This is a genomic window from Rhodobacteraceae bacterium D3-12, from assembly GCA_025916135.1.
Taxonomy (GTDB): Bacteria; Pseudomonadota; Alphaproteobacteria; order Rhodobacterales; family Rhodobacteraceae; genus JAKGBX01.
Map to the genome: position 1 here is coordinate 2746190 of CP104793.1, position 19529 is coordinate 2765718.

Here is a 19529-nt window from a genome sequence, read left to right on the forward strand (position 1 = left end):
CCTCAATACTGGCCGAAATACAGGCCGACCCAGAACCAAGACACACCCAAGGGAGGACCACATGAAAGACCTCAGCCCGAAGAAATCCGATCTCGACCCGATCGAAATCGCCTCGCTTGACGAGATCCGCACCCTTCAGCTTGAGCGCCTGAAATGGTCGCTCCGTCACGCCTATGACAATGTGGCGATGTTTCGCGAGCGGTTCGATGCGGCAGGCGTCCACCCCGACGACATGCAAAGCCTCGAAGACCTCGCCAAGTTTCCCTTCACCTACAAGAACGACCTGCGCGACAACTACCCGTTCGGCCTCTTTGCGGTCCCGCGCGAACAAATCGCCCGCGTTCATGCCTCTTCCGGCACCACCGGCAAACCCACCGTGGTTGGCTATACCGCCAATGACATTTCCAACTGGGCCGATCTGGTGGCCCGCTCGCTGCGCGCCTCCGGCCTGCGCGCCGGCAACATGGTGCATAACGCCTATGGCTATGGCCTCTTCACCGGCGGGCTCGGCGCGCATTTCGGCATCGAACGCCTCGGCGCGACCGTGGTGCCCATGGGCGGTGGCCAGACCGAAAAGCAAGTCGGCCTGATCGAAGATTTCCGCCCCGATGGCATCATGGTCACGCCCTCCTACATGCTCAACATCCTTGAGCAATACCACCGCCAGGGGCTTGACCCCCGCGACACATCGCTTGCTGTCGGCATCTTCGGCGCCGAACCCTGGACCGACGCGATGCGCAAAGAGGTCGAACAGGCCTTCGATATGCATGCCGTTGATATCTATGGTCTTTCCGAAGTCATGGGGCCGGGCGTGGCGAATGAATGCGTCGAAACCAAAGACGGGCCGGTCATTTGGGAGGACCATTTCTATCCCGAAATCATTGACCCCCAAACCGGCGAGGCCCTGCCCGATGGCGAAATGGGAGAGCTGGTCTTTACCACCCTCACCAAAGAGGGCCTGCCGATGATCCGCTACCGCACGCGTGACCTCACGCGGCTCTTGCCCGGCACCGCGCGTTCAATGCGGCGGATGGAGAAAATTACCGGCCGTTCGGACGACATGATCATCCTGCGCGGCGTCAATGTCTTCCCCTCCCAGATCGAAGAACAGGTCATGGCCACCGGCGGCCTCGCCCCCTATTACCAGATCGAGCTGTTCAAATCGGGCCGTATGGATTCGATGCGCGTGTTTGTCGAAGCCTCGCTTGACGCCACGGACGAGCTGTCCAAAACCGCCGCCGCCCGGATGTTGACCAAGCGGATCAAGGACATCGTCGGTGTCTCGACCGAAATCATCATCGGCAATCCGGGCGAAGTCGAACGCAGCCAGGGCAAGGCCCGCCGCGTTGTCGACAACCGGGAAAAGGAGTAACCCCTTGGCTCGGACAATCGCAAAAGACCACGGCGAAAAGCGCGCGCAAATCCTGAAATCGGCGGCCAAAGTGTTCGCCGACGAAGGGTTTGACCGCGCCTCGATGAGCCAGCTTGCCAAGACCTGCGGTATCTCAAAGGCCAATATCTATCACTACTACGACAGCAAGCACGCGCTGCTGTTTGACCTGCTCGACAACTATCTTTCGGCCCTGCGTGACCGGCTCTGCGCCGTGCCGATTGACGATAGCTCACCCGAAACCGCACTCCGCCAGATCATTCTGGAAACCCTGCTCGCCTATCAAGGCGCCGATGACGAACACCGCGTCCAAAGCTCCGGCCTCTCGGCCCTGCCCGAGGATCAGCAACGCACCCTGCGCGCCTATCAACGCGATATGGTGCAGCATATGTCGGCCATCGTCACGCGCTGCGCACCCGATAAATTTACCAATGATCCGGGCAAGCTACGCGCCACAACCATGTCGGTCTTCGGGATGCTCAACTGGTTCTACATGTGGCACCCCGGCGCCGATGAAACCGCCCGGCGCGACTATGCCACGCAGGTCTCCAACCTCACGCTCGGCGGGCTCAACGCGCTTTAACACCTCGCTTCGGCCAGTTTCCGCCACCTTATTGGCGACGGAACCGCGCCCTTCCTACGTAAAACGTGCAGTACCGCGCACCGGCCCATCGGGTCGGCCAAGCGCGGTCGTCACAAAAACAGAGGAAGATCGAGATGAAACAGTTTGCAATTGCCGCCAGCCTCGCCGCGGGTCTCACCGCCGCCGCCGCGCCCATCGCCCAGGCCGACCCGGCCATTGGCTTTGGCGTTTCCTATGTCTTTGGCGGATCCAGCGGTGGCGATGTCGCCCTTGGGGCCAAGGTCTTTTCCGATGACACGCCGGGCGATGCCGCCGTGTCGCTGGGCCTTGATTACAAGCTTCAATCGCAAAGCTTCCGGCCCAATATCGGCGTCGCCTACATGGAGAACGACTGGTATTCCGACCTCAGCGTTGGCTATGACCTCGGCGCAGGCGCGGTCGATTTCGGCCTCGGCGCAGGTGGCTGGGGCAAGTTCTAAGCGTCCCTGACACTTGGCCCGCGCCGGACCAGAAACGGGTCCGGCGTGCGGCTTACCCCGCCTTTAGCCCGTGTTTAGCAAGGGTGGCACTTGCCTCGCGCTCCCATTGCGCTTTCATTGCGGCATTGGGCGCATGGCGCAGCCCCATCGCGCTTAGCGCTTCAAACCGTTTTCCCTTGCCGCTGCCAAAACTCGCCGCGACGCGGGGCCACCAGTAGGTGACGCTGGCTTGCAACGCCTCGCCCTGCCCTTCGGCGATCAAACGGACCACGCCCTCTTCGGCCAGTTCCGCATGACGCGCCTCAACCGGGGCCACCTCGCGAAAGGCCTCGGCCAGCGGCTGATAACTCGCCTTGGTGAAATCCGACATCTGCACGCCCACGGCCTGCCCCATCAACAGGTTCATCGCCACCGCGTCGCCCCAGCCTTCCAGCGGATAGTTGAACACCGCCAACCGCATGTCATGCTCCGAACGGCTCGCGCCGATGTCGGCGTCGCGCGGCAATCGCGCCGCCCACGGGTGATGATTGGCATACCGCGCCTCATCCACGCCGAATTCACCCATCACCTTTAGCACCTTGTCGGCGTTGTCGGTTTTTTCCAGCACGATCTTCGCCGCCGCGATCCGTTCCTTGATCCCCGGCCCGGTGTTGATGACATCGGCAAATCCCGCCGCCCCAGCCAGCTCGCTATCGACAAATGTCGCCATCAGCTTCATAAGCTCCGCGCGATAGCGCGGCGGCACATTCGCCGGGCTGCTCAATACGCCGCCCTCGGCCAGATAGCTCTCGATGCTCATATCGTCCATATCCATCCCCTCCCCGGGTTGCGCCTCACTGGTCGTAATCCACAACCACACGGTCGGTCACAGGAAAGGTCTGGCACGACAGAACATAGCCCTTCTCGACCTCGTAATCTTCCAACGCGTGGTTGGCGACCATCTCGACCTCGCCCTCGATCACCCGGCAGCGACAGGTCGAACAGACCCCCGCCTTGCAGGCATAAGGCGCGTCCATCGCGTTTTCGCGCGCCGCATCCAAAAGCGTGACATCCTTGGCCGCGCTGATTGTCTGGGTCGAGCCATCCAGCGTCACGGCAATCTCGGCAAGGTTCGCGGTCTTGCCCGCTTCCTTGGATTGCACCCGCTTCTTAAGCCGCCCCGGCTGGGCGCTGGCGAACAGCTCGAATTTGATCTGGCTATCGTCCAACCCATGTTCGCGCAGCGCCTTGGCAATCCCCAGCATCATCGGCTCCGGCCCACAGATAAACGCGGTGTCCACGCTCTCCACATCAATCCACGTGCGGAACAACTGGGCGCATTTTTCCTCGCTGACACGGCCGGTGAAAAGGTCAATCTCCTGCGCGTCCTGCTCCAGAATGTGAATGACGGACAAGCGCCCAAGGTATTGGTTCTTAAGGTCTTCCAGTTCCTCCCGGAACATGATCGTCGCCACCCCGCGATTGGCATATACCAACGTAAAGGTCGATTGCGGCTCAGCCGCCAGCGTCGTCTTGATGATCGACAAGACCGGCGTGATCCCCGATCCGCCCGCAAACCCGAGGTATTGCTTGGCATGCCCCGCATCAAGCGGCGTGAAAAACCCGCCCATCGGCGCCATCGCTTCCAAGGTGTCGCCCACGCTCAAGCCTTCGTTGGCAAACGTCGAAAACGCCCCGCCATCAACCCGCTTGATGCCAACCTGCAACTTGCCGTCCTGCTTGCCAGCACAGATCGAATAGGACCGGCGCAACTCCTCGCCGTCAAATTCACGCCGAAACGTCAGGTATTGCCCTTGGGTGAAATCAAACGCCTCCGGCTCATCCGGGGAAAGCGTCAGAACAACCGCATCACGGATCGTGCGGTGAATGTCGGTGACGGTCAGCTTGTGAAAACGTGCCATCAGGGTCTCCTCAGATGCACTTGAAATAATCGAACGGCTCAAGACAATCCTTGCACCGCCATTGCGCCTTGCACGGGGTTGAGCCAAAGGCGCTGATCCGCTCAAGATTGCGACTCTCACAGCGCGGGCAACGCGCCGGCCCACCGGCGGGTTGTGGCGGTGCAATGCCATACTCTTCCAACTTCTCGCGCCCGCTTTGCGTCAACCAATCCGTGGTCCACGCCGGCGACAACTGGCGTTTCAACTCCAGAGCTTCGACGCCGTGCTCGCGCAGCGCCTTTTCAATCTCGAAATTGATGACACTGGTGGCAGGACATCCCGAATATGTTGGCGTAACAGTGACTTGCAAAGTATCCCCCTGCCACTCCACAGCACGGATAATGCCCAGATCAACAAGGCTGATCACCGGAATTTCCGGGTCTGGCACGCCATCCAGCCATGTCCAAATCTGATCAACACTCGGTTGCATGTGCCCTCTCACGCCGCCCTCCGCCATCCGGCGCAGCGGAATTTTCCAAAAATTCCGGCCCGTTTTCTTTGAAAGAAAACGGCACCGCCCAATTCAAAACGCGCTACCAGCTTGCGCCGGGATAGGCCCGCTGCAACCATTGCATCTGCGTCAGAATATGCCCCAAATGCTCGGTATGCATCCGCCCGTCGCGGCCCCCCATATGGGCAAACCGGTCGCCCGGAATGCTCAAGGTTGCCGCGCTCATCACATCGGCCAGCTTGGCATCATAGGCCGCACGAAGGCTCCCCGGATCAGGCGCAACGCCCGCCGCAACCATCGCCGCATCGACCTGATCACCCTCAAACAACTCGCCCACATAGGGGTAAAGATAATCCAAAGCGGCCTGCATCCGCGCATGGCTCTCCTCGGTGCCATCGCCAAGGCCAATCACCGTGTCGCCCGAACGCTCGACGTGATAGGCCACCTCTTTGCTGGCCTTCTCGGCAATCTCGGCCACCCGTGCATTGCTCGACCCTTTGAGCGCAGTCAGCATCAACTCCTGCCACGCATCAAACAGGAATTGCCGCATCAGGGTCTGACCGAAATCGCCATTCGGCAATTCACAGAGCAGAACATTGCGAAAATCCCAAGCATCGCGCAGGAACGCCAGATCATCCGCCGAGCGCCCCTCGCCCTCAACCTCCGCCGCAAGGCCAAGCCACATCTGCGTCTGCCCGATCAGGTCCAGCGCCGTATTGGCCAGCGCGATGTCCTCCTCCAGAACCGGCGCATGGCCGCACCATTCGCTCACCCGATGTCCGAGGATCAGGGTGTTATCCCCCATCCGCAGCAGAAATTCGAAAAGATCGCGCGCCATTACATCGCCCCCACATCTTCGGGAATATCGAAAAACGTCGGGTGGCGGTAAACCTTGCTCTCGGACGGCTCAAACAACGGCCCCTTTTCACTCGGCGCAGTGGCGGTGATATGTTTGGCTTCCACCACCCAAATGCTCACGCCCTCGTTGCGCCGCGTATAGACGTCGCGAGCGTTTTTCACGGCCATCTCCGAATCCGGCGCATGCAGGCTCCCGACATGCCGGTGGCTCAGCCCGTGCTGACCGCGAATGAAAACTTCCCACAGGGGCCATTCGTTTTTCATTATTCCAACTCCCGCTTATTCCGCCGCAACCCGGCGCGCCGCACGTTTCTGACCGTGTGCCAACAACCCGTCGCGCACCCATGCGCCATCTTCCCATGCCTTCACCCGCGCGTTCATTCGCTCGGTGTTGCAGGGGCCCTTGCCTTTAAGAACGTTAAAGAATTCGGTCCAATCCGGGTCGGAATAATCATATCCGCCCTTCTCGTCGTTCCATTTCAGGTTCTCATCAGGGACGGTCAGCCCAAGGTATTCGGCCTGCGGCACGGTCTGGTCAACAAACCGCTGGCGCAGCTCGTCGTTGCTGTCCATCTTGATCTTCCACGCCATCGACTGGGCCGAATGCACCGATTCCGCGTCGCTCGGCCCGAACATCATCAGCGAAGGATACCAAAGCCGGTTCAACGCATCCTGCGCCATGCGCTTTTGCGCGTCGCTGCCCTTGGCCATCTTCATCATGATGTCATAGCCCTGACGCTGGTGAAACGACTCTTCCTTACAGATGCGGATCATCGCGCGGCTGTAGGGGCCGTAAGACGTGCGCTGCAACGGCACCTGATTCATAATCGCCGCGCCATCAACCAACCAGCCGACCGCGCCAATATCGGCCCAGTTCAGCGTCGGATAGTTGAAGATCGACGAATACTTCATCCGCCCTTCAAGCAGATCCATGGTCAGCTCGTCCCGGCTCACGCCCAGAGTTTCCGCCGCGCAATAGAGGTAAAGCCCATGCCCCGCCTCGTCCTGCACCTTGGCGAGCAGGATCGCCTTGCGCTCCAGCGTCGGCGCGCGGGTGATCCAGTTCCCTTCGGGAAGCTGGCCGACAATCTCGGAATGCGCGTGCTGCCCGATCTGACGGATCAGAGTGGCGCGGTAATCGTCGGGCATCCAATCCTTGGGCTCGATCTTGATATCGGCGTCAACCTTGTCCTGAAACGCCGCCTCCTCCGGCGTCATCTCGTCGCGCGCTTTCACGCCGGAATTCGCCGTTTTAATCATCTGAGCATACATAAGACGCCCTCCTCCCTAAACGCGTTCCAAAATGATGGCAGCACCCTGCCCCACGCCCACGCACATCGTGCAAAGCGCGTATTTCCCGCCGGTGCGTTGCAGCTGATAGGCCGCCGTCAGCACCAGTCGCGCCCCCGACATGCCCAGCGGATGACCAATCGCAATCGCGCCCCCCTGGGCGTTCACATGCGGCGCATCATCCGCCACACCCAGCGCCCGCAACGTGGCAAGACCCTGACTGGCGAAGGCTTCGTTCAACTCTATCACATCCATCTGCTCAATGCTCAGCCCGGCGCGTTCAAGCACCTTTTGGCTCGCCGGAACGGGGCCAATGCCCATCACACGCGGCGCAACGCCGGCGGCTGACATGGCCACAACCCGCGCCATCGGCTTCAAACCGTTCTTTGATGCCGCCGCCTCATTGGCCAGCAATATCGCCGCCGCGCCGTCGTTCACACCGCTGGCATTGCCCGCCGTGACGCTCAACTCCGGGCCGTTCACGCCCTTGAGTTTGCTCAGCTTTTCGGCGCCCGTGCCGGGGCGTGGGTGCTCGTCCGTATCAACAACAAGCGGCTCGCCCTTGCGCTGCGGGATGGTGACCGGCGTGATTTCGTCCTTGAACAACCCGGCCTCATGCGCCGCGGCCCAGCGCGCTTGCGAGCGTGCGGCGAATTCATCCTGATCGGCGCGGCTGATGTTGTAATCCTCGGCCACGTTATCGGCGGTCTGGGGCATCGAATCGACGCCATACATCTCTTTCATCTTCGGGTTCACGAACCGCCAGCCGATGGTGGTGTCATACACCGCATTGGCGCGGGTAAAGGCGCTCGTTGCCTTGGGCATCACAAACGGGGCGCGGCTCATGCTTTCGACGCCGCCCGCGATTGCCATGTCGTAATCCCCGGCGCGGATCGCCCGCGCGGCGCTGCCCACGGCGTCCATGCCGCTGGCGCACAGCCGGTTGATGGTCGACCCCGGCACATCCACGGGCAGTCCGGCCAGCAACGCCGCCATCCGCGCCACATTGCGGTTGTCCTCGCCCGCTTGGTTGGCGCTGCCATAGATCACGTCGTCCACGCTGGCCCAATCCACTTGCGGATTGCGCGCCATCAATGCCGCAATCGGCAGCGCGGCCAGATCATCAGCCCTGACTTGGCTCAGCGCCCCGCCATACCGTCCAATAGGTGTGCGCGTCGCGTCACAGATGAATGCGTCTGTCAAAATCTCTCTCCCGTTCCATCGAGTTTAGAAGTCAAAAAAACCCGACCGCATGGTCGGTATTACGGGCTCGCCCGATTCGGGGCAAGCATTTTGTTACCAAATTCTCCAATCACCCCGAAAGATGTAACGCTTTGCGTGGCGCTTTACTGGGTCACTCCATCCACCCCCAGCCAATCGCATCATGGTCATATCTCCTCGAAATCACCATGCCGCCCCTTGCCGCTCGCAAACCGCGCCGCGCCCTTGGCCCCCTCGGCGGCAACCATCGCTTTGCTCGCGTCCCACTCCTGGCGCAACGCCGCGCGCTGGCTCAGCCCAGCTTGCGCCCGCGCCGATGCCCGGTCCGCCCGCATGCACCCTTGCGGGAACCGCGCAATCTCTGCCGCCAATGCCTCGGCCTTTTCGCGCGCGTGCCCCTCTGGCACGACATATTCGCACAACCCGATCCGCAGCGCCTCTTCCGCCTCAACCCGCCGCCCGGTCAGGATCAGGTCCGCCGCCCGCCCCTCACCCACCAATCTTGGCAATCGCACGGTGCCCCCGTCAATCAGCGGCACGCCCCAGCGGCGGCAAAACACGCCCATAAAGGCAGTCTCGGCCATCACCCGCATATCCGCCCAGATCGCCAACTCCATGCCCCCCGCCACGGCTGCGCCCTCAATCGCTGCAATCACCGGCTTGGAAAGCTCCATACGCGACGGCCCCATCGGCCCGCGCAGATGCCCTGCACCGGAACCAGATTGCGGCCCATCGGCCCCGGCTTCGGGAAAGTTCAGCGCCTCAACGCCCCCCGGTCCGCCCAAACCATCAACCTGTTTCAAGTCCCAGCCCGCACAAAACCCGCCGCCTTCGCCCCAAAACACCGCAACCCGCGCGGTCTCATCGGCGTCAAACGCCACAAATGCATCAAAAAGAGCCTCGGCGCTCGCTTCATCCATTGCGTTTCGCGCCTCTGGCCGTGAATGAATCACCGTCCAGACATGACCCTTCTTTTCCACTCTCACGGCCATGACACGCCTCCTCTTTCCCCTACCCTTGCCGCTGCGCCGCAAATTCGCAACGAAGCGGTGAAAATTCTGCCCTTTTCTTGCAATATTCCTCGCGTCACGCTTTGCTTTGGCGACACCCACACCGGAGACTTCCCATAAAACCGCTCGCCCACCCTGCTTACCGCCCCGAAATCGACGGGCTGCGCATGATCGCAGTGCTGGGCGTCGTGCTCTATCACTTCGGCCTGCCCGGCCTGCCCGGCGGGTTTACCGGCGTCGATGTTTTCTTTGTCATTTCGGGGTTCCTGATCGGCGGCATCCTCTGGCGCGACCTTGAAGAGCATAACACCATAAGCCTTGCGCGCTTTTACACCCGCCGTGTCAAACGCCTCGCCCCGGCCTATTTCGCCGTGGCCGCCGCCTCGGCGCTGGCGGCGTGGTTTGTCCTGCTGCCGTTCGAATTGCGCGAATTCGGCAAAGAGCTGATTGCCGCCACCACCTATCTTTCCAACGTGCTTTTTTGGCGCGGCGAAGGGTATTTCGACATCGGCGCAGAAAACAAAGTGCTGCTGCACACGTGGTCGCTGGCGGTCGAGGAACAATTCTACATCGTCCTGCCGTTCCTCCTGCTGGCCTTCAAATTCTCCCGCCGCCTGCTGCTGGCGCTTCTCGTGGCGCTATTCATCGCCTCGCTTGTTGCCGCCATCGCGCTCACGCCCAGCCACCAAACCACCACCTTCTACCTCTTCCCCTTCCGCGCGTGGGAGCTTCTCGCCGGTGTGCTCCTCGCCATCCTCGGCCAGCAGAAACGCCTGACTTGGGCGTTTCACCCCTTGCTCAGCTGGCTCGGCCTCGCCCTCATCCTTGCGGGGCTTGTCCTGATCCAACCCTCCGGCTTTCCCGGCTGGCAGGCGCTCCTGCCGATCACCGGCACTGTCCTGCTCCTCGCCAATGGGCAGCAGCAAAACCTGCTCAACCGCGCCCTCTCCTCGCCCCTGCCGGTCTTTATTGGCAAGATTTCCTATTCGCTCTACCTCTGGCACTGGCCCGTTCTGGTGCTCTCGACCTATTGGCGCGACGGCTATTCCGGCCCGGTTGAGGCAACCCTCTGGCTGGCCCTGTCCTTTGTCCTCGCCACGCTGTCATGGGCGTTTATCGAACAACCTTTCCGCCGGATCACCCCGCGCTCCGGCTGGCGCGTCCTCACCACCCTGACGCTGACGTCTTCGCTCGCCCTCGGCTTCGGTGCGCTGGCATATCTCAAAAACGGCCTGCCCGATCGCTTCGGCCCCGACACCCGCATCCATATAGACGCCTCCGCCGATTTCCTCCAAGACGGCTCGCGCTGCCTGACGCCCGCCACCGGCCCCCTCGCCGGGATCGGCCATTGCCTGATCGGCCCCGAAGGCCCACCGCGCGTGATTATCTGGGGCGACAGCCACCTGCGCGCCTTGATGGAGGGGCTCGCACAGGCCGCAACCCAAGCTCAAACCCCCGGCCTCATCATCTGGCGCGCTGGCTGCCCGCCCCTGTTCGGCCTGACCAAAACAGAAAGCTACGCAACCCCGGCCCAGGATCAGGCCTGCGCCCGCGACACGGCACAAATCCGCGACGCCTTCAAACAGTTTGAAACAGCCCATAGCCTGCTGCTCGTCGCCCGCTGGGCCTATTACGAAAGCGGCCACGATATCGGCAAAGGGGCGCATCACTCCATCCAGCTCAAAGGCTATGACGCCACCACCAACGCCGAGGCGCTCTCCCGCGCCATCAAAGCCTCACTCCCCGAGATGACAGAGCGCTTTGACCGCGTCTTCCTGTTCCGCCAACCGCCCGAGTTCCCGCTATACGACAGCCGCGACACGGCCCGCCGCCTCGCGCATCACCGCATTGAGAGCGCCGAACAATATGTCACCATCCCCATCGACACGGCGCACAACCGCGACAGTAGCGGGTTTTTCACCCCCTATCTGGCGTCAAAGCAGATCACCCTGATCGACCCGTGGCCGCGCATCTGCACTGACACCACCTGCACCGTCATCCACGAAGGCAAAGGCTGGTATTTCGACACCAACCACCTCACCAACACCGCCGCCCGCGCCCTCATCCCCCTGTTCGCCCCCCTGTTTGAAACCGGCAACTGATATGCACAGACAGCACCCATCGCTTCATCTTGCTGTAAATACTCCGGGGGCGTGGGGGCTGGCCCCCACTTATAACAGCGTGTGTCGCACCAAAGGTGCGCATCGAACCAGCCTGCCCCCCACCACAGGTGCTCATCAAATCCGGCAGCACCCCACTCCCCCCCACACACCCCGGAGCCTCCCGTCACAGCTCTCGCCTCGGACAACGCCATGACCGCCACCCTCACCGATCAAACCTGGGACGTGATCGTCATCGGCACCGGCATCGGCGGCGGCACCGCCGGGCGGGCGCTCGCCGAAGCTGGCCTCAAGTCCTGTTCGTTGAAAAAGGCCCAGCAGGCCACCGCGCCGAACAAACCCCGCTCAGTTCCGAAATCTTCCTCCCCCAAGCCCGCGCAACCCGCGGCTTCTGGCCCGGCCAAATGGTTGGACACGAAAACAACCGCGAAACGCGCTTCTTCGGCCCCCTCGGCTCAGGGGTCGGCGGCTCCTCGGTGTTTTACGCCGCCACGCTTGAACGCCCGGAACCCCATGACCTCGATCATAGCCCGGAGCGGCCCCACCCCACGGGCGGCTGGCCCGTGTCCTACGCCGATTTCGCGCCCTACCTTGCGCGCGCCGAAACCCTCTATCAGGTCTCTGGCGACGCGCATGTGGCCGATCAAACCCACCTGCGCCCACCGCCGCCGCTGTCCGCCGCCGACACGCGCATTATGGAGCGCCTGCGCAGCAATGCGCTCAGCCCCTATCATCTGCACTCCGCCATCGCCCGCCTGCCCGGCTGCCTCGATTGCGCCGGTCACAAATGCCCGCGTCCGTGCAAGATGGACGGCCGCTCTGCCGGGGTCGAACCAGCACTTGCCACCGGCAACGCCGCCCTTATGGATCGCACCGAAATCACCCGCATCAACGCCAACAGCACCGGCGTCACCTCGCTCACCGCCCGCCGCGACGGGGCTGACCTCAGCCTCACCGCCCGCCATATCCTGCTTGCGGGTGGCGCTTTCGGCTCGCCCCGCCTCTGCCTCGCCTCCGCGTCCGAGACCCACCCGAACGGCATCGCCAATCCCTCGGGCCTCGTCGGGCGCGGGCTGATGTTCCACCTCAATGAACTCTTCGCCGTCTGGCCCGGCGTTGGCGGCACGACGCCCTCCAAATCCATCGGCCTGCGTGACCTCTGTTTTGTCGACAACCAACGCCTCGGCATGGTCCAAAGCATGGGCATCACCGCCTCCTACGGCGAAATCGCCTATTATCTGGAGACGCTGATCTCGCGCAGCCCGCTGCGCCATGTGCCGATGGCGGGCAAACTCACGCGCCTGCCTGCCGCGCTCGCCGCCAAACTGCTCGGCTCGGCCCAGATTTTCGTCGGCCTGCTCGAAGACCTCGCCTATGACGACAACCGCGTCCTGCCCCCCGACCCGAACGCCGCCACCGATGACATCGCCTTCACCTACAGCATGCACAGCGAACTCCTCGACCGCCGCCGCCTGTTCCGCCGCGAAATCTCGCGCGCCTTTCGCGGGCAACGCCGCGCCTTCCTGTCGCGCACGCCCGACCTCAACCATGGCCACCCCTCCGGCACCATGCGCTTTGGCAGCGACCCTGCCACCTCCGTGCTCAACCCGATGGGGCGCGCGCATGATCTGCAAAACCTCTGGTGCGCCGATGCCGGTTTCATGCCAAGCTCGATGGGCGTGAACCCCTCGCTCAGCATCGCCGCCCAGGCCTTGCGCACAGCCGACGCCATCAAAGACGCCATCAAAAAGGCCCCGACATGAGCCGAAATGACCCCCGCCTTCTCTCCGGCACTGCCCTGATTACCGGCGCAGGCTCCGGCCTCGGCCGCGCCCTTGCTTGCGAGCTGACCAATCGCGGCATGGTGGTCGCGGGCCTTGGCCGCCGCGCCGATGCGCTGAATGAAACCGCCGCCCTCGCCGGTGAAACCTTCCATCCGATCCCTGCGGATGTCGCCGATATCCCCGCCCTGCGCGCCGCTTTCGCGCAACTCGCGCCGCTGCCGCCCCTCACATTGCTGATCAACAACGCCGCCACCTATCCGCACCGCGACATCCTCGACGAAACACCCGAAAGCTTCCTCGCCACCATGGCCACCAATTTCGGCGGCACCCTCTCGGCAACCCGCCTCGCGCTCGACCACTTCGTTGAAACCGGCTTCGGACGGATCCTCAATGTCGCCACCTTCGCCGATATCGCCCCCCTGCCCACGGCTTCGGCCTATTCCACCTCAAAGGGCGCCGCCCGCATCCTCACCCGTGCGCTCAAAGCCGATCTCGCCGACCGGTTCCCTGACATCGTCATCACCGATTGGATGCCCGGCATGCTGGCGACGGACATGGGCATCCCCGATGGGCTACCGGCAGAGCATTCGGCCAAATGGGGCGCCGCGCTCGCCCTCTGGCACGATCCCAGCCTCACCGGAGCCACCTTCGAACAAGACCGCGAAATCCTGCCCCCCTCGGCCTGAAATCCCGCCTGAAAAACGCCCTGCTGCTGCGCCGCCGCAGGCCTCGCACGCTCGGCTGACCTTTTGACTTGCGCCAGACACGAGGGGTCAGCCCCTCAAACTACTGGTGGGATTGAGGGGCCAGCCCCTCAAACTCCCCGGGATATTTCTGGTCAGATGAAGCCACGGGCGGGCCTCCCCTCGATGCTCCGGCAGCCCCAGCCGCCACCCAAGCGGCTGCGAACAAAGCCCGCCACCCACCAAATCCAACCCCGCGCTTGACACCCGCGCGCCCTCGCTGCAAACAGACGCGAACCCATACCCGCAACCGGGCGCTTCGTAGGCGCCAAACCGACGAGGAGGCCAGACCATGGCACAAATCTCTCTCACCTTTCCCGATGGCAATGCACGCGACTATGACGCTGGCGTCACCCCCGCTGACGTGGCCGCGTCAATCTCCAACTCGCTGGCCAAAAAGGCGATCAGCGCCACAGTGAACGGCGCCCACCACGATCTGCAATGGCCGATCGACGCCGATGCCTCCATCGCCATCCACACCATGAAGGACGAGGCGCCGGCGCTCGAACTCATCCGCCACGATCTCGCCCATGTCATGGCCCGCGCGGTGCAAGAACTTTGGCCGGACGTCAAAGTCACCATCGGCCCGGTCATCGAAAACGGCTGGTATTACGACTTTGACCGCGAAGAGCCCTTCACCCCCGAAGACCTCGGCGCGATCGAGAAGAAGATGAAGGACATCATCAATTCCCGCGATCCCGTCCGCACCGAAGTCTGGGACCGCCCCCGCGCGATCAAACACTACGAGGACAACGGCGAGCCCTATAAGGTCGAGTTGATCGAGGCGATCCCCGGCGACGAACCCTTGCGCATGTATTGGCATGGCGACTGGCAGGATCTCTGCCGTGGCCCGCACCTACAACACACCGGGCAACTGCCTGCGGATGCCTTCAAACTGATGAGCGTCGCCGGTGCCTACTGGCGTGGCGATTCAAACCGCGCCATGCTGCAACGTATCTACGGCGTGGCGTTCCAGAACAAGGAAGGCCTGCGCAAATACCTCAACTTCCTTGAGGAAGCCGAAAAGCGCGACCACCGCAAACTGGGCCGCGAGATGGACCTCTTCCACATGCAGGAAGAAGCCCCCGGCCAAGTGTTCTGGCACCCCAATGGCTGGACCATCTACACCCAGCTTCAGGACTACATGCGCCGCAAACAACGCGCCGGTGGCTACCAAGAGGTGAACACCCCGCAAGTGGTCGACCGCAAACTCTGGGAGGCCTCGGGCCACTGGGACAAATACCAGCATCACATGTTCATCGTCGAAGTCGACGAAAGCCGCGACGGTGAAAACGACGATGCCTCCTCCAAGAACAAAGAGCAGACCCGCATCAACGCGCTCAAACCGATGAACTGCCCCTGCCACGTGCAGGTGTTCAACCAAGGCCTCAAAAGCTATCGCGACCTGCCCCTGCGGTTGGCCGAATTCGGCTCTTGTGCGCGGTTTGAACCCTCGGGCGCGCTGCACGGCATCATGCGTGTGCGCGGCTTTACACAGGATGATGGCCACATCTTCTGTACCGAGGATCAAATTCAGGAGGAATGCGCCCGCTTCATCGACTTCCTCGCCGGGATCTACGCCGAACTCGGCTTCCCCGACTTTGAAATCCGCTTTGCCACCCGCCCCGAAAAACGGGTCGGGTCCGAGGAAAGCTGGGATCACGTCGAAGGCGCGCTCGAAGGCGCGATCAAGGCCGTGGGCCGCGACTATACGTTAGAGCCGGGCGATGGCGCCTTCTATGGTCCCAAGCTCGACTTCTACCTCACCGACGCGATTGGCCGCGTCTGGCAATGTGGCACGTTTCAGGTTGACCCCAACCTGCCCGACCGCCTCGGCGCGTCCTATGTCGCGGCAGATGGCGACAAACACCGCCCCTATATGTTGCACCGCGCCACTTTGGGCAGCTTCGAGCGTTTCATCGGTATCCTGATCGAAGAGCACGCGGGCAAACTCCCCTTCTGGCTCGCCCCGCGTCAGGTCGTGGTCTCCACCATCGTGTCCGAGGCCGATGACTACGCCCATGAGGTCGCCGCCGCCCTCACCGCCGCTGGCGTGCGTGCCGAGGTTGATACCCGCAACGAGAAGATCAACTACAAGGTCCGCGAACATTCGCTCGCCAAAGTGCCGGTGATCCTCGCTGTCGGCCACCGCGAGGTCGAAGACCGCACCCTCACCCTGCGCCGTCTGGGTGAGAAACAGACCTCGGTGCAATCGCTTGACGATGTGTTGGCCAGCCTCTCGGCTGACGCCACGCCGCCGGACCTGCGCTAAAACCCACATGCCGGGAGGGGGGCACCCGCCCCAAGCCCCCTCCCGGCATGTGTCGCAGAACGGGCCGATAGACCGGCACAGCAATGGCCCCATCTTGAGCGCACCCCCGCTAAACTCCGGCGCGCAACCCGGCCAAACCCCAGCCAAACCGCCCCTAAACCCCGGGCAAAACCGCCCCAAAACAACAGTTATCCGCTCACAAATCCCGCAACACCCACCAATCGCGCCCCGCCCCACGCGGGCATTCTGTAACAAACGGCCCGGTTTCCACTTTGCTGCACCTGCAAAACCCGCCACGCGAAACCCTATCTTTTCAACCACTTACAAAAATCGCGCTGAAACATCCCCTCACGCGCTTCACGATTTTTCTGACGCTCACGTGATGCACAGCCTCGTGAGTGGCCCGTTTGTGATACCCTCGGCTAGCAATATCCCATCGCACACCGCGATACGGATTTTGCAACCATAAGGGAGAAACCAATGTCCAACACGATGAAAACCGTTGCCCTCGCCGGCGCCGTTGCCACCGCTCTGACGGCCCACGCCACCTCTGTTTCGGCTGCCGAAAAAGAGAAATGCTACGGCGTGTCCCTCGCCGGTCAGAACGACTGCAAAGCCGGCGCCGGCACCACCTGCGCAGGCTCCTCGACCGTCGATTACCAAGGCAACGCTTGGAAACAAGTCGTCAAAGGCACCTGCACCACGATGGAACTGCCCGCAATGGCCGATGGCAAAGCCCGCATGGGCTCGCTCACCGAGCTGAAGCGCGACCTGCCGTCCTAAACCTCTCCGGTCCGGGCGGGGCGAAACCAGCCCTATGCCCCGCCCGGACCCCCTTGTTCACGCCCCGTTCACACCGCGAGTCCAGACATGCTTGACCAGAACCGTCACTCCGCTCTGCCGCCCGCGCCCGGCGTTGGCTACAAGCCGCAACATTACGCCGACATCATGCACAACGCCGCCCCCGTCGGCTGGCTCGAAGTGCATGCCGAAAACTACATGTCCGACGGTGGCCGCCCCTTGGCACAACTCCGCCACCTCGCCGACCGCTTCCCGATGTCCGTGCATGGCGTTGGCCTCTCCATCGGCGGCGAAGCCCCGCTAGATGCAGAGCACCTCGCCCGCCTGCGCCACCTCTGCGACTGGCTCTCCCCAGCCAGCTTTTCCGAGCACCTCGCATGGTCCACCCATGAAAGCGCCTTCCTCAACGACCTCCTGCCGCTGCCCTATACCACCGCCACGCTCACCCGCGTCGCCGATCATATCGACCAGCTTCAAGAGACGATCGGCCGCCAAATGCTGCTCGAAAACCCCTCCTCCTACCTCGCCTTCGCCAACAGCACGTGGGAAGAGCCCGACTTCCTCGATGAAATCGCGCGGCGCACCGGCTGCGGGCTGCTGCTCGACGTCAACAACGTCTTCATCTCCGCCACCAACCTCGGGTTCTCACCCCAAAGCTATATCGACGCCTTCGCGCTTGATCGGGTTGGCGAAATCCACCTCGCCGGGCATGACACGGAAGAGGACGAGCACGGCAAACCCCTCCTGATCGACAGCCACGGGCGCGAAGTGGATGAACCCGTCTGGGCGCTCCTCGACTATACGCTTACGCGCTCCGGTGCGCGCCCCTTGCTGGTCGAATGGGACAACGACGTGCCCGACTGGCCCGTGCTCGCCGCCGAAGCCACCCGCGCGGCCCACGCCCTCGAAAGCGTCTCGGCATGAACAACCAACAGCATTCCCACATGCCTCCCCCGCCTACACCCCGCCCGCCCCTTCATCTTGCTGTAAATACTCCGGGGGCGTGGGGGCTGGGCCCCACTTGAACCTGTGTATGGGGGCTTGCCCCCATTTTAAACGGGGCGTGTCGCACCGAAGGTGCGCGACAAACCTGTCTGGCCCCCACTCTAGGCTGCGCCTACAGCCCGCCGCACCCTCGACCCCACAAAACCTCACCACCGAGAATTTCCCACCCGAAAGCTCTCTGTCATGAGCGATCAAACAACCTTCCGCGCCGCGCTGCTCGATCCCGAACGCGCCGTTCCCCCCGGCCTCCTCGACGGGAGCGGTCAGCCCGCCGGCGCGCGCTTCTCGGTCTATCGCAACAATGTCACCGCCTCCCTGAGCGAAGCCTTGGAGCAAACCTTCCCGGTGATCCGCAAACTGATCGGGCCGGAAAACTTCCGCACGCTCGCCATCACGTACCTGCGCGCCCACCCGCCATCCTCGCCCATCCTGTCGCGCTATGGGGCGGGGTTCCCAAGCTTCCTTGACGGGTTCGAGCCGCTCGCACAGCTCGCCTACCTGCCCGATACCGCGCGTCTGGAACGCGCCCTTGTGCAAAGCTACCACGCCGCCGATGCCGCGCCTGTTGATGCCAGCATTTTCTCGACCACCGCCCCCGACGATCTGCCCCGCCTGCGCCTCACCCTCGCGCCGCCGGTGCAGCTTGTGCGCTCGCGCTGGCCGATCCATGGCATCTATGAGTTTAACACCCGTGACGACGCCCCCCAGCCGCCGCATGACGGCCAAAACGTGCTTGTCACCCGCCCCGATTACGACCCGCTCCCGCGCCTTCTACCCGCAGGAGGCGGCACATTTATCGCCGCTCTCCTGTCTGGTGAAACCCTCGGCAGCGCCGCCGCCGCAGCCACCGAAACCACCCCCGATTTCGACCTCTCCGCGCTCTTGTCGCTGCTCTTGCAGGACAACGCCCTTGCGGATGTAACACTTGAGGATCAGCCATGAACACCTTGTTTTCAATCTATAACTCCACCACCACACGCCTTGAAAAAGCCGACTGGTTGGTCCCCACACTGGCGCGCTTCCTCTTTGCCGCCGTGCTGCTGATGTATTTCTGGAAATCGGCCCTCACCAAGATCGGAGACGGGGTCTTCGGCTTCCTCGACCCCACCAGCGCCTATTTCCAGATTTTCCCGAAACTGGCCGAGGCCTATGAATACGACACCTCTAAATTCGGCCTGCTCCACTGGCTGATTGCGCTGGCCGGCACATGGGCCGAATTCATCCTGCCGCTGCTACTGCTGCTTGGGCTCTTCACCCGTCTCGCCGCGCTCGGCATGATCGGTTTTCTCGCCGTCCAAACCCTGACCGATCTCTACGGCCACGGCGTCATCAACGAACCCGCCACCATCGGCGCGTGGTTCGACAACGGCGCCTCCTCGCTGCTGATGGATCAGCGCAGCTTGTGGCTGTTCCTCCTCGTGATCCTCGTGATCAAAGGCGCAGGCCCGCTGTCGCTGGATCGCCTGCTCAAACCCAAACCCGCCGAAACCTAAACGCCAGCCGGGCCCTCGTCATACGGACCCCCGCCAGACGGGCCCTCTCCAGCCCGGCCACATAAGCCCTCTCGCCTGCTGAAACCGTA

The 19529-nt window shown here is 62.7% G+C and carries 17 protein-coding genes and 2 pseudogenes; 11 read left to right on the forward strand and 8 right to left on the reverse strand.

Annotated features, from left to right (window positions below):
- The first annotated feature begins 61 nt into the window (after nucleotides 1-61).
- The 3 genes from paaF (at nucleotide 62) to N4R57_13550 (ending at nucleotide 2452) form a co-directional block, all read left to right on the forward strand.
- The gene (paaF, locus tag N4R57_13540) at nucleotides 62-1372 is read left to right on the forward strand and encodes a phenylacetate--CoA ligase (protein ID UYV36056.1); all 1311 of its coding nucleotides are present in this window, start codon (nucleotides 62-64) and stop codon (nucleotides 1370-1372) included.
- A gap of 4 nt (nucleotides 1373-1376) precedes the next feature.
- Complete coding sequence (locus N4R57_13545; protein UYV36057.1) at nucleotides 1377-1973, forward strand: TetR/AcrR family transcriptional regulator; 597 nt, start codon at nucleotides 1377-1379, stop codon at nucleotides 1971-1973.
- A gap of 134 nt (nucleotides 1974-2107) precedes the next feature.
- A complete protein-coding gene (locus tag N4R57_13550; protein UYV36058.1) occupies nucleotides 2108-2452 on the forward strand; it encodes a hypothetical protein in 345 nt (114 codons plus the stop codon).
- A gap of 52 nt (nucleotides 2453-2504) precedes the next feature.
- On the opposite strand, the gene N4R57_13555 is transcribed toward N4R57_13550, so the two are convergent.
- The 8 genes from N4R57_13555 to N4R57_13590 form a co-directional block, all read right to left on the reverse strand.
- A complete protein-coding gene (locus tag N4R57_13555; protein UYV36059.1) occupies nucleotides 2505-3266 on the reverse strand; it encodes a phenylacetate-CoA oxygenase subunit PaaI in 762 nt (253 codons plus the stop codon).
- 19 nt (nucleotides 3267-3285) lie between these two features.
- The gene (gene paaK, locus N4R57_13560; protein UYV36060.1) at nucleotides 3286-4353 is read right to left on the reverse strand and encodes a phenylacetate-CoA oxygenase/reductase subunit PaaK; all 1068 of its coding nucleotides are present in this window, start codon (nucleotides 4351-4353) and stop codon (nucleotides 3286-3288) included.
- A 10-nt stretch (nucleotides 4354-4363) separates the two neighbouring features.
- On the reverse strand, nucleotides 4364-4822 hold the full coding sequence (gene paaJ, locus N4R57_13565) for a phenylacetate-CoA oxygenase subunit PaaJ (protein UYV36061.1): 459 nt from the start codon (nucleotides 4820-4822) through the stop codon (nucleotides 4364-4366).
- 103 nt (nucleotides 4823-4925) lie between these two features.
- Nucleotides 4926-5681, reverse strand: a complete 756-nt coding sequence (gene paaC / locus N4R57_13570; GenBank protein ID UYV36062.1) for a phenylacetate-CoA oxygenase subunit PaaC — start codon at nucleotides 5679-5681, stop codon at nucleotides 4926-4928.
- Nucleotides 5681-5965: a 1,2-phenylacetyl-CoA epoxidase subunit B gene (gene paaB, locus N4R57_13575; protein ID UYV36063.1), complete on the reverse strand. Its 285-nt coding sequence runs from the start codon at nucleotides 5963-5965 to the stop codon at nucleotides 5681-5683. The genes paaC and paaB overlap by 1 nt, the downstream gene beginning before the upstream one ends.
- 15 nt (nucleotides 5966-5980) lie before the next feature.
- Nucleotides 5981-6973 carry a 1,2-phenylacetyl-CoA epoxidase subunit A gene (gene paaA / locus N4R57_13580; GenBank protein UYV36064.1) on the reverse strand — a complete coding sequence of 331 codons (993 nt, stop codon included), beginning with the start codon at nucleotides 6971-6973 and terminating at the stop codon, nucleotides 5981-5983.
- 15 nt (nucleotides 6974-6988) lie between these two features.
- The gene (gene pcaF / locus N4R57_13585) at nucleotides 6989-8194 is read right to left on the reverse strand and encodes a 3-oxoadipyl-CoA thiolase (GenBank protein ID UYV36065.1); all 1206 of its coding nucleotides are present in this window, start codon (nucleotides 8192-8194) and stop codon (nucleotides 6989-6991) included.
- 185 nt (nucleotides 8195-8379) lie between these two features.
- The gene (locus tag N4R57_13590) at nucleotides 8380-9204 is read right to left on the reverse strand and encodes a crotonase/enoyl-CoA hydratase family protein (protein UYV36066.1); all 825 of its coding nucleotides are present in this window, start codon (nucleotides 9202-9204) and stop codon (nucleotides 8380-8382) included.
- A 134-nt stretch (nucleotides 9205-9338) separates the two neighbouring features.
- Between N4R57_13590 and N4R57_13595 the strand changes: the two genes are divergently transcribed.
- From N4R57_13595 to N4R57_13630, 8 genes and pseudogenes are all read left to right on the forward strand, one after another.
- Nucleotides 9339-11324: an acyltransferase gene (locus N4R57_13595; GenBank protein UYV39582.1), complete on the forward strand. Its 1986-nt coding sequence runs from the start codon at nucleotides 9339-9341 to the stop codon at nucleotides 11322-11324.
- Nucleotides 11325-11534: 210 nt separating this feature from the next.
- Nucleotides 11535-13105 (forward strand): annotated as a pseudogene (locus tag N4R57_13600) (GMC family oxidoreductase).
- Nucleotides 13102-13871, forward strand: a pseudogene (locus N4R57_13605) (SDR family oxidoreductase). Before N4R57_13600 ends, N4R57_13605 begins: the two co-directional pseudogenes overlap by 4 nt.
- Before the next feature lie 290 nt (nucleotides 13872-14161).
- Nucleotides 14162-16141, forward strand: a complete 1980-nt coding sequence (gene thrS / locus N4R57_13610) for a threonine--tRNA ligase (protein UYV36067.1) — start codon at nucleotides 14162-14164, stop codon at nucleotides 16139-16141.
- A 480-nt stretch (nucleotides 16142-16621) separates the two neighbouring features.
- Entirely contained in the window at nucleotides 16622-16924 is a 303-nt protein-coding gene (locus N4R57_13615; GenBank protein ID UYV36068.1) for a DUF2282 domain-containing protein, read from the forward strand.
- An 87-nt stretch (nucleotides 16925-17011) separates the two neighbouring features.
- Entirely contained in the window at nucleotides 17012-17866 is an 855-nt protein-coding gene (locus N4R57_13620; protein UYV36069.1) for a DUF692 domain-containing protein, read from the forward strand.
- A 264-nt stretch (nucleotides 17867-18130) separates the two neighbouring features.
- On the forward strand, nucleotides 18131-18889 hold the full coding sequence (locus N4R57_13625; GenBank protein ID UYV36070.1) for a putative DNA-binding domain-containing protein: 759 nt from the start codon (nucleotides 18131-18133) through the stop codon (nucleotides 18887-18889).
- Entirely contained in the window at nucleotides 18886-19440 is a 555-nt protein-coding gene (locus N4R57_13630; GenBank protein ID UYV36071.1) for a DoxX family membrane protein, read from the forward strand. Before N4R57_13625 ends, N4R57_13630 begins: the two co-directional genes overlap by 4 nt.
- The last annotated feature ends 89 nt before the right edge of the window (nucleotides 19441-19529 follow it).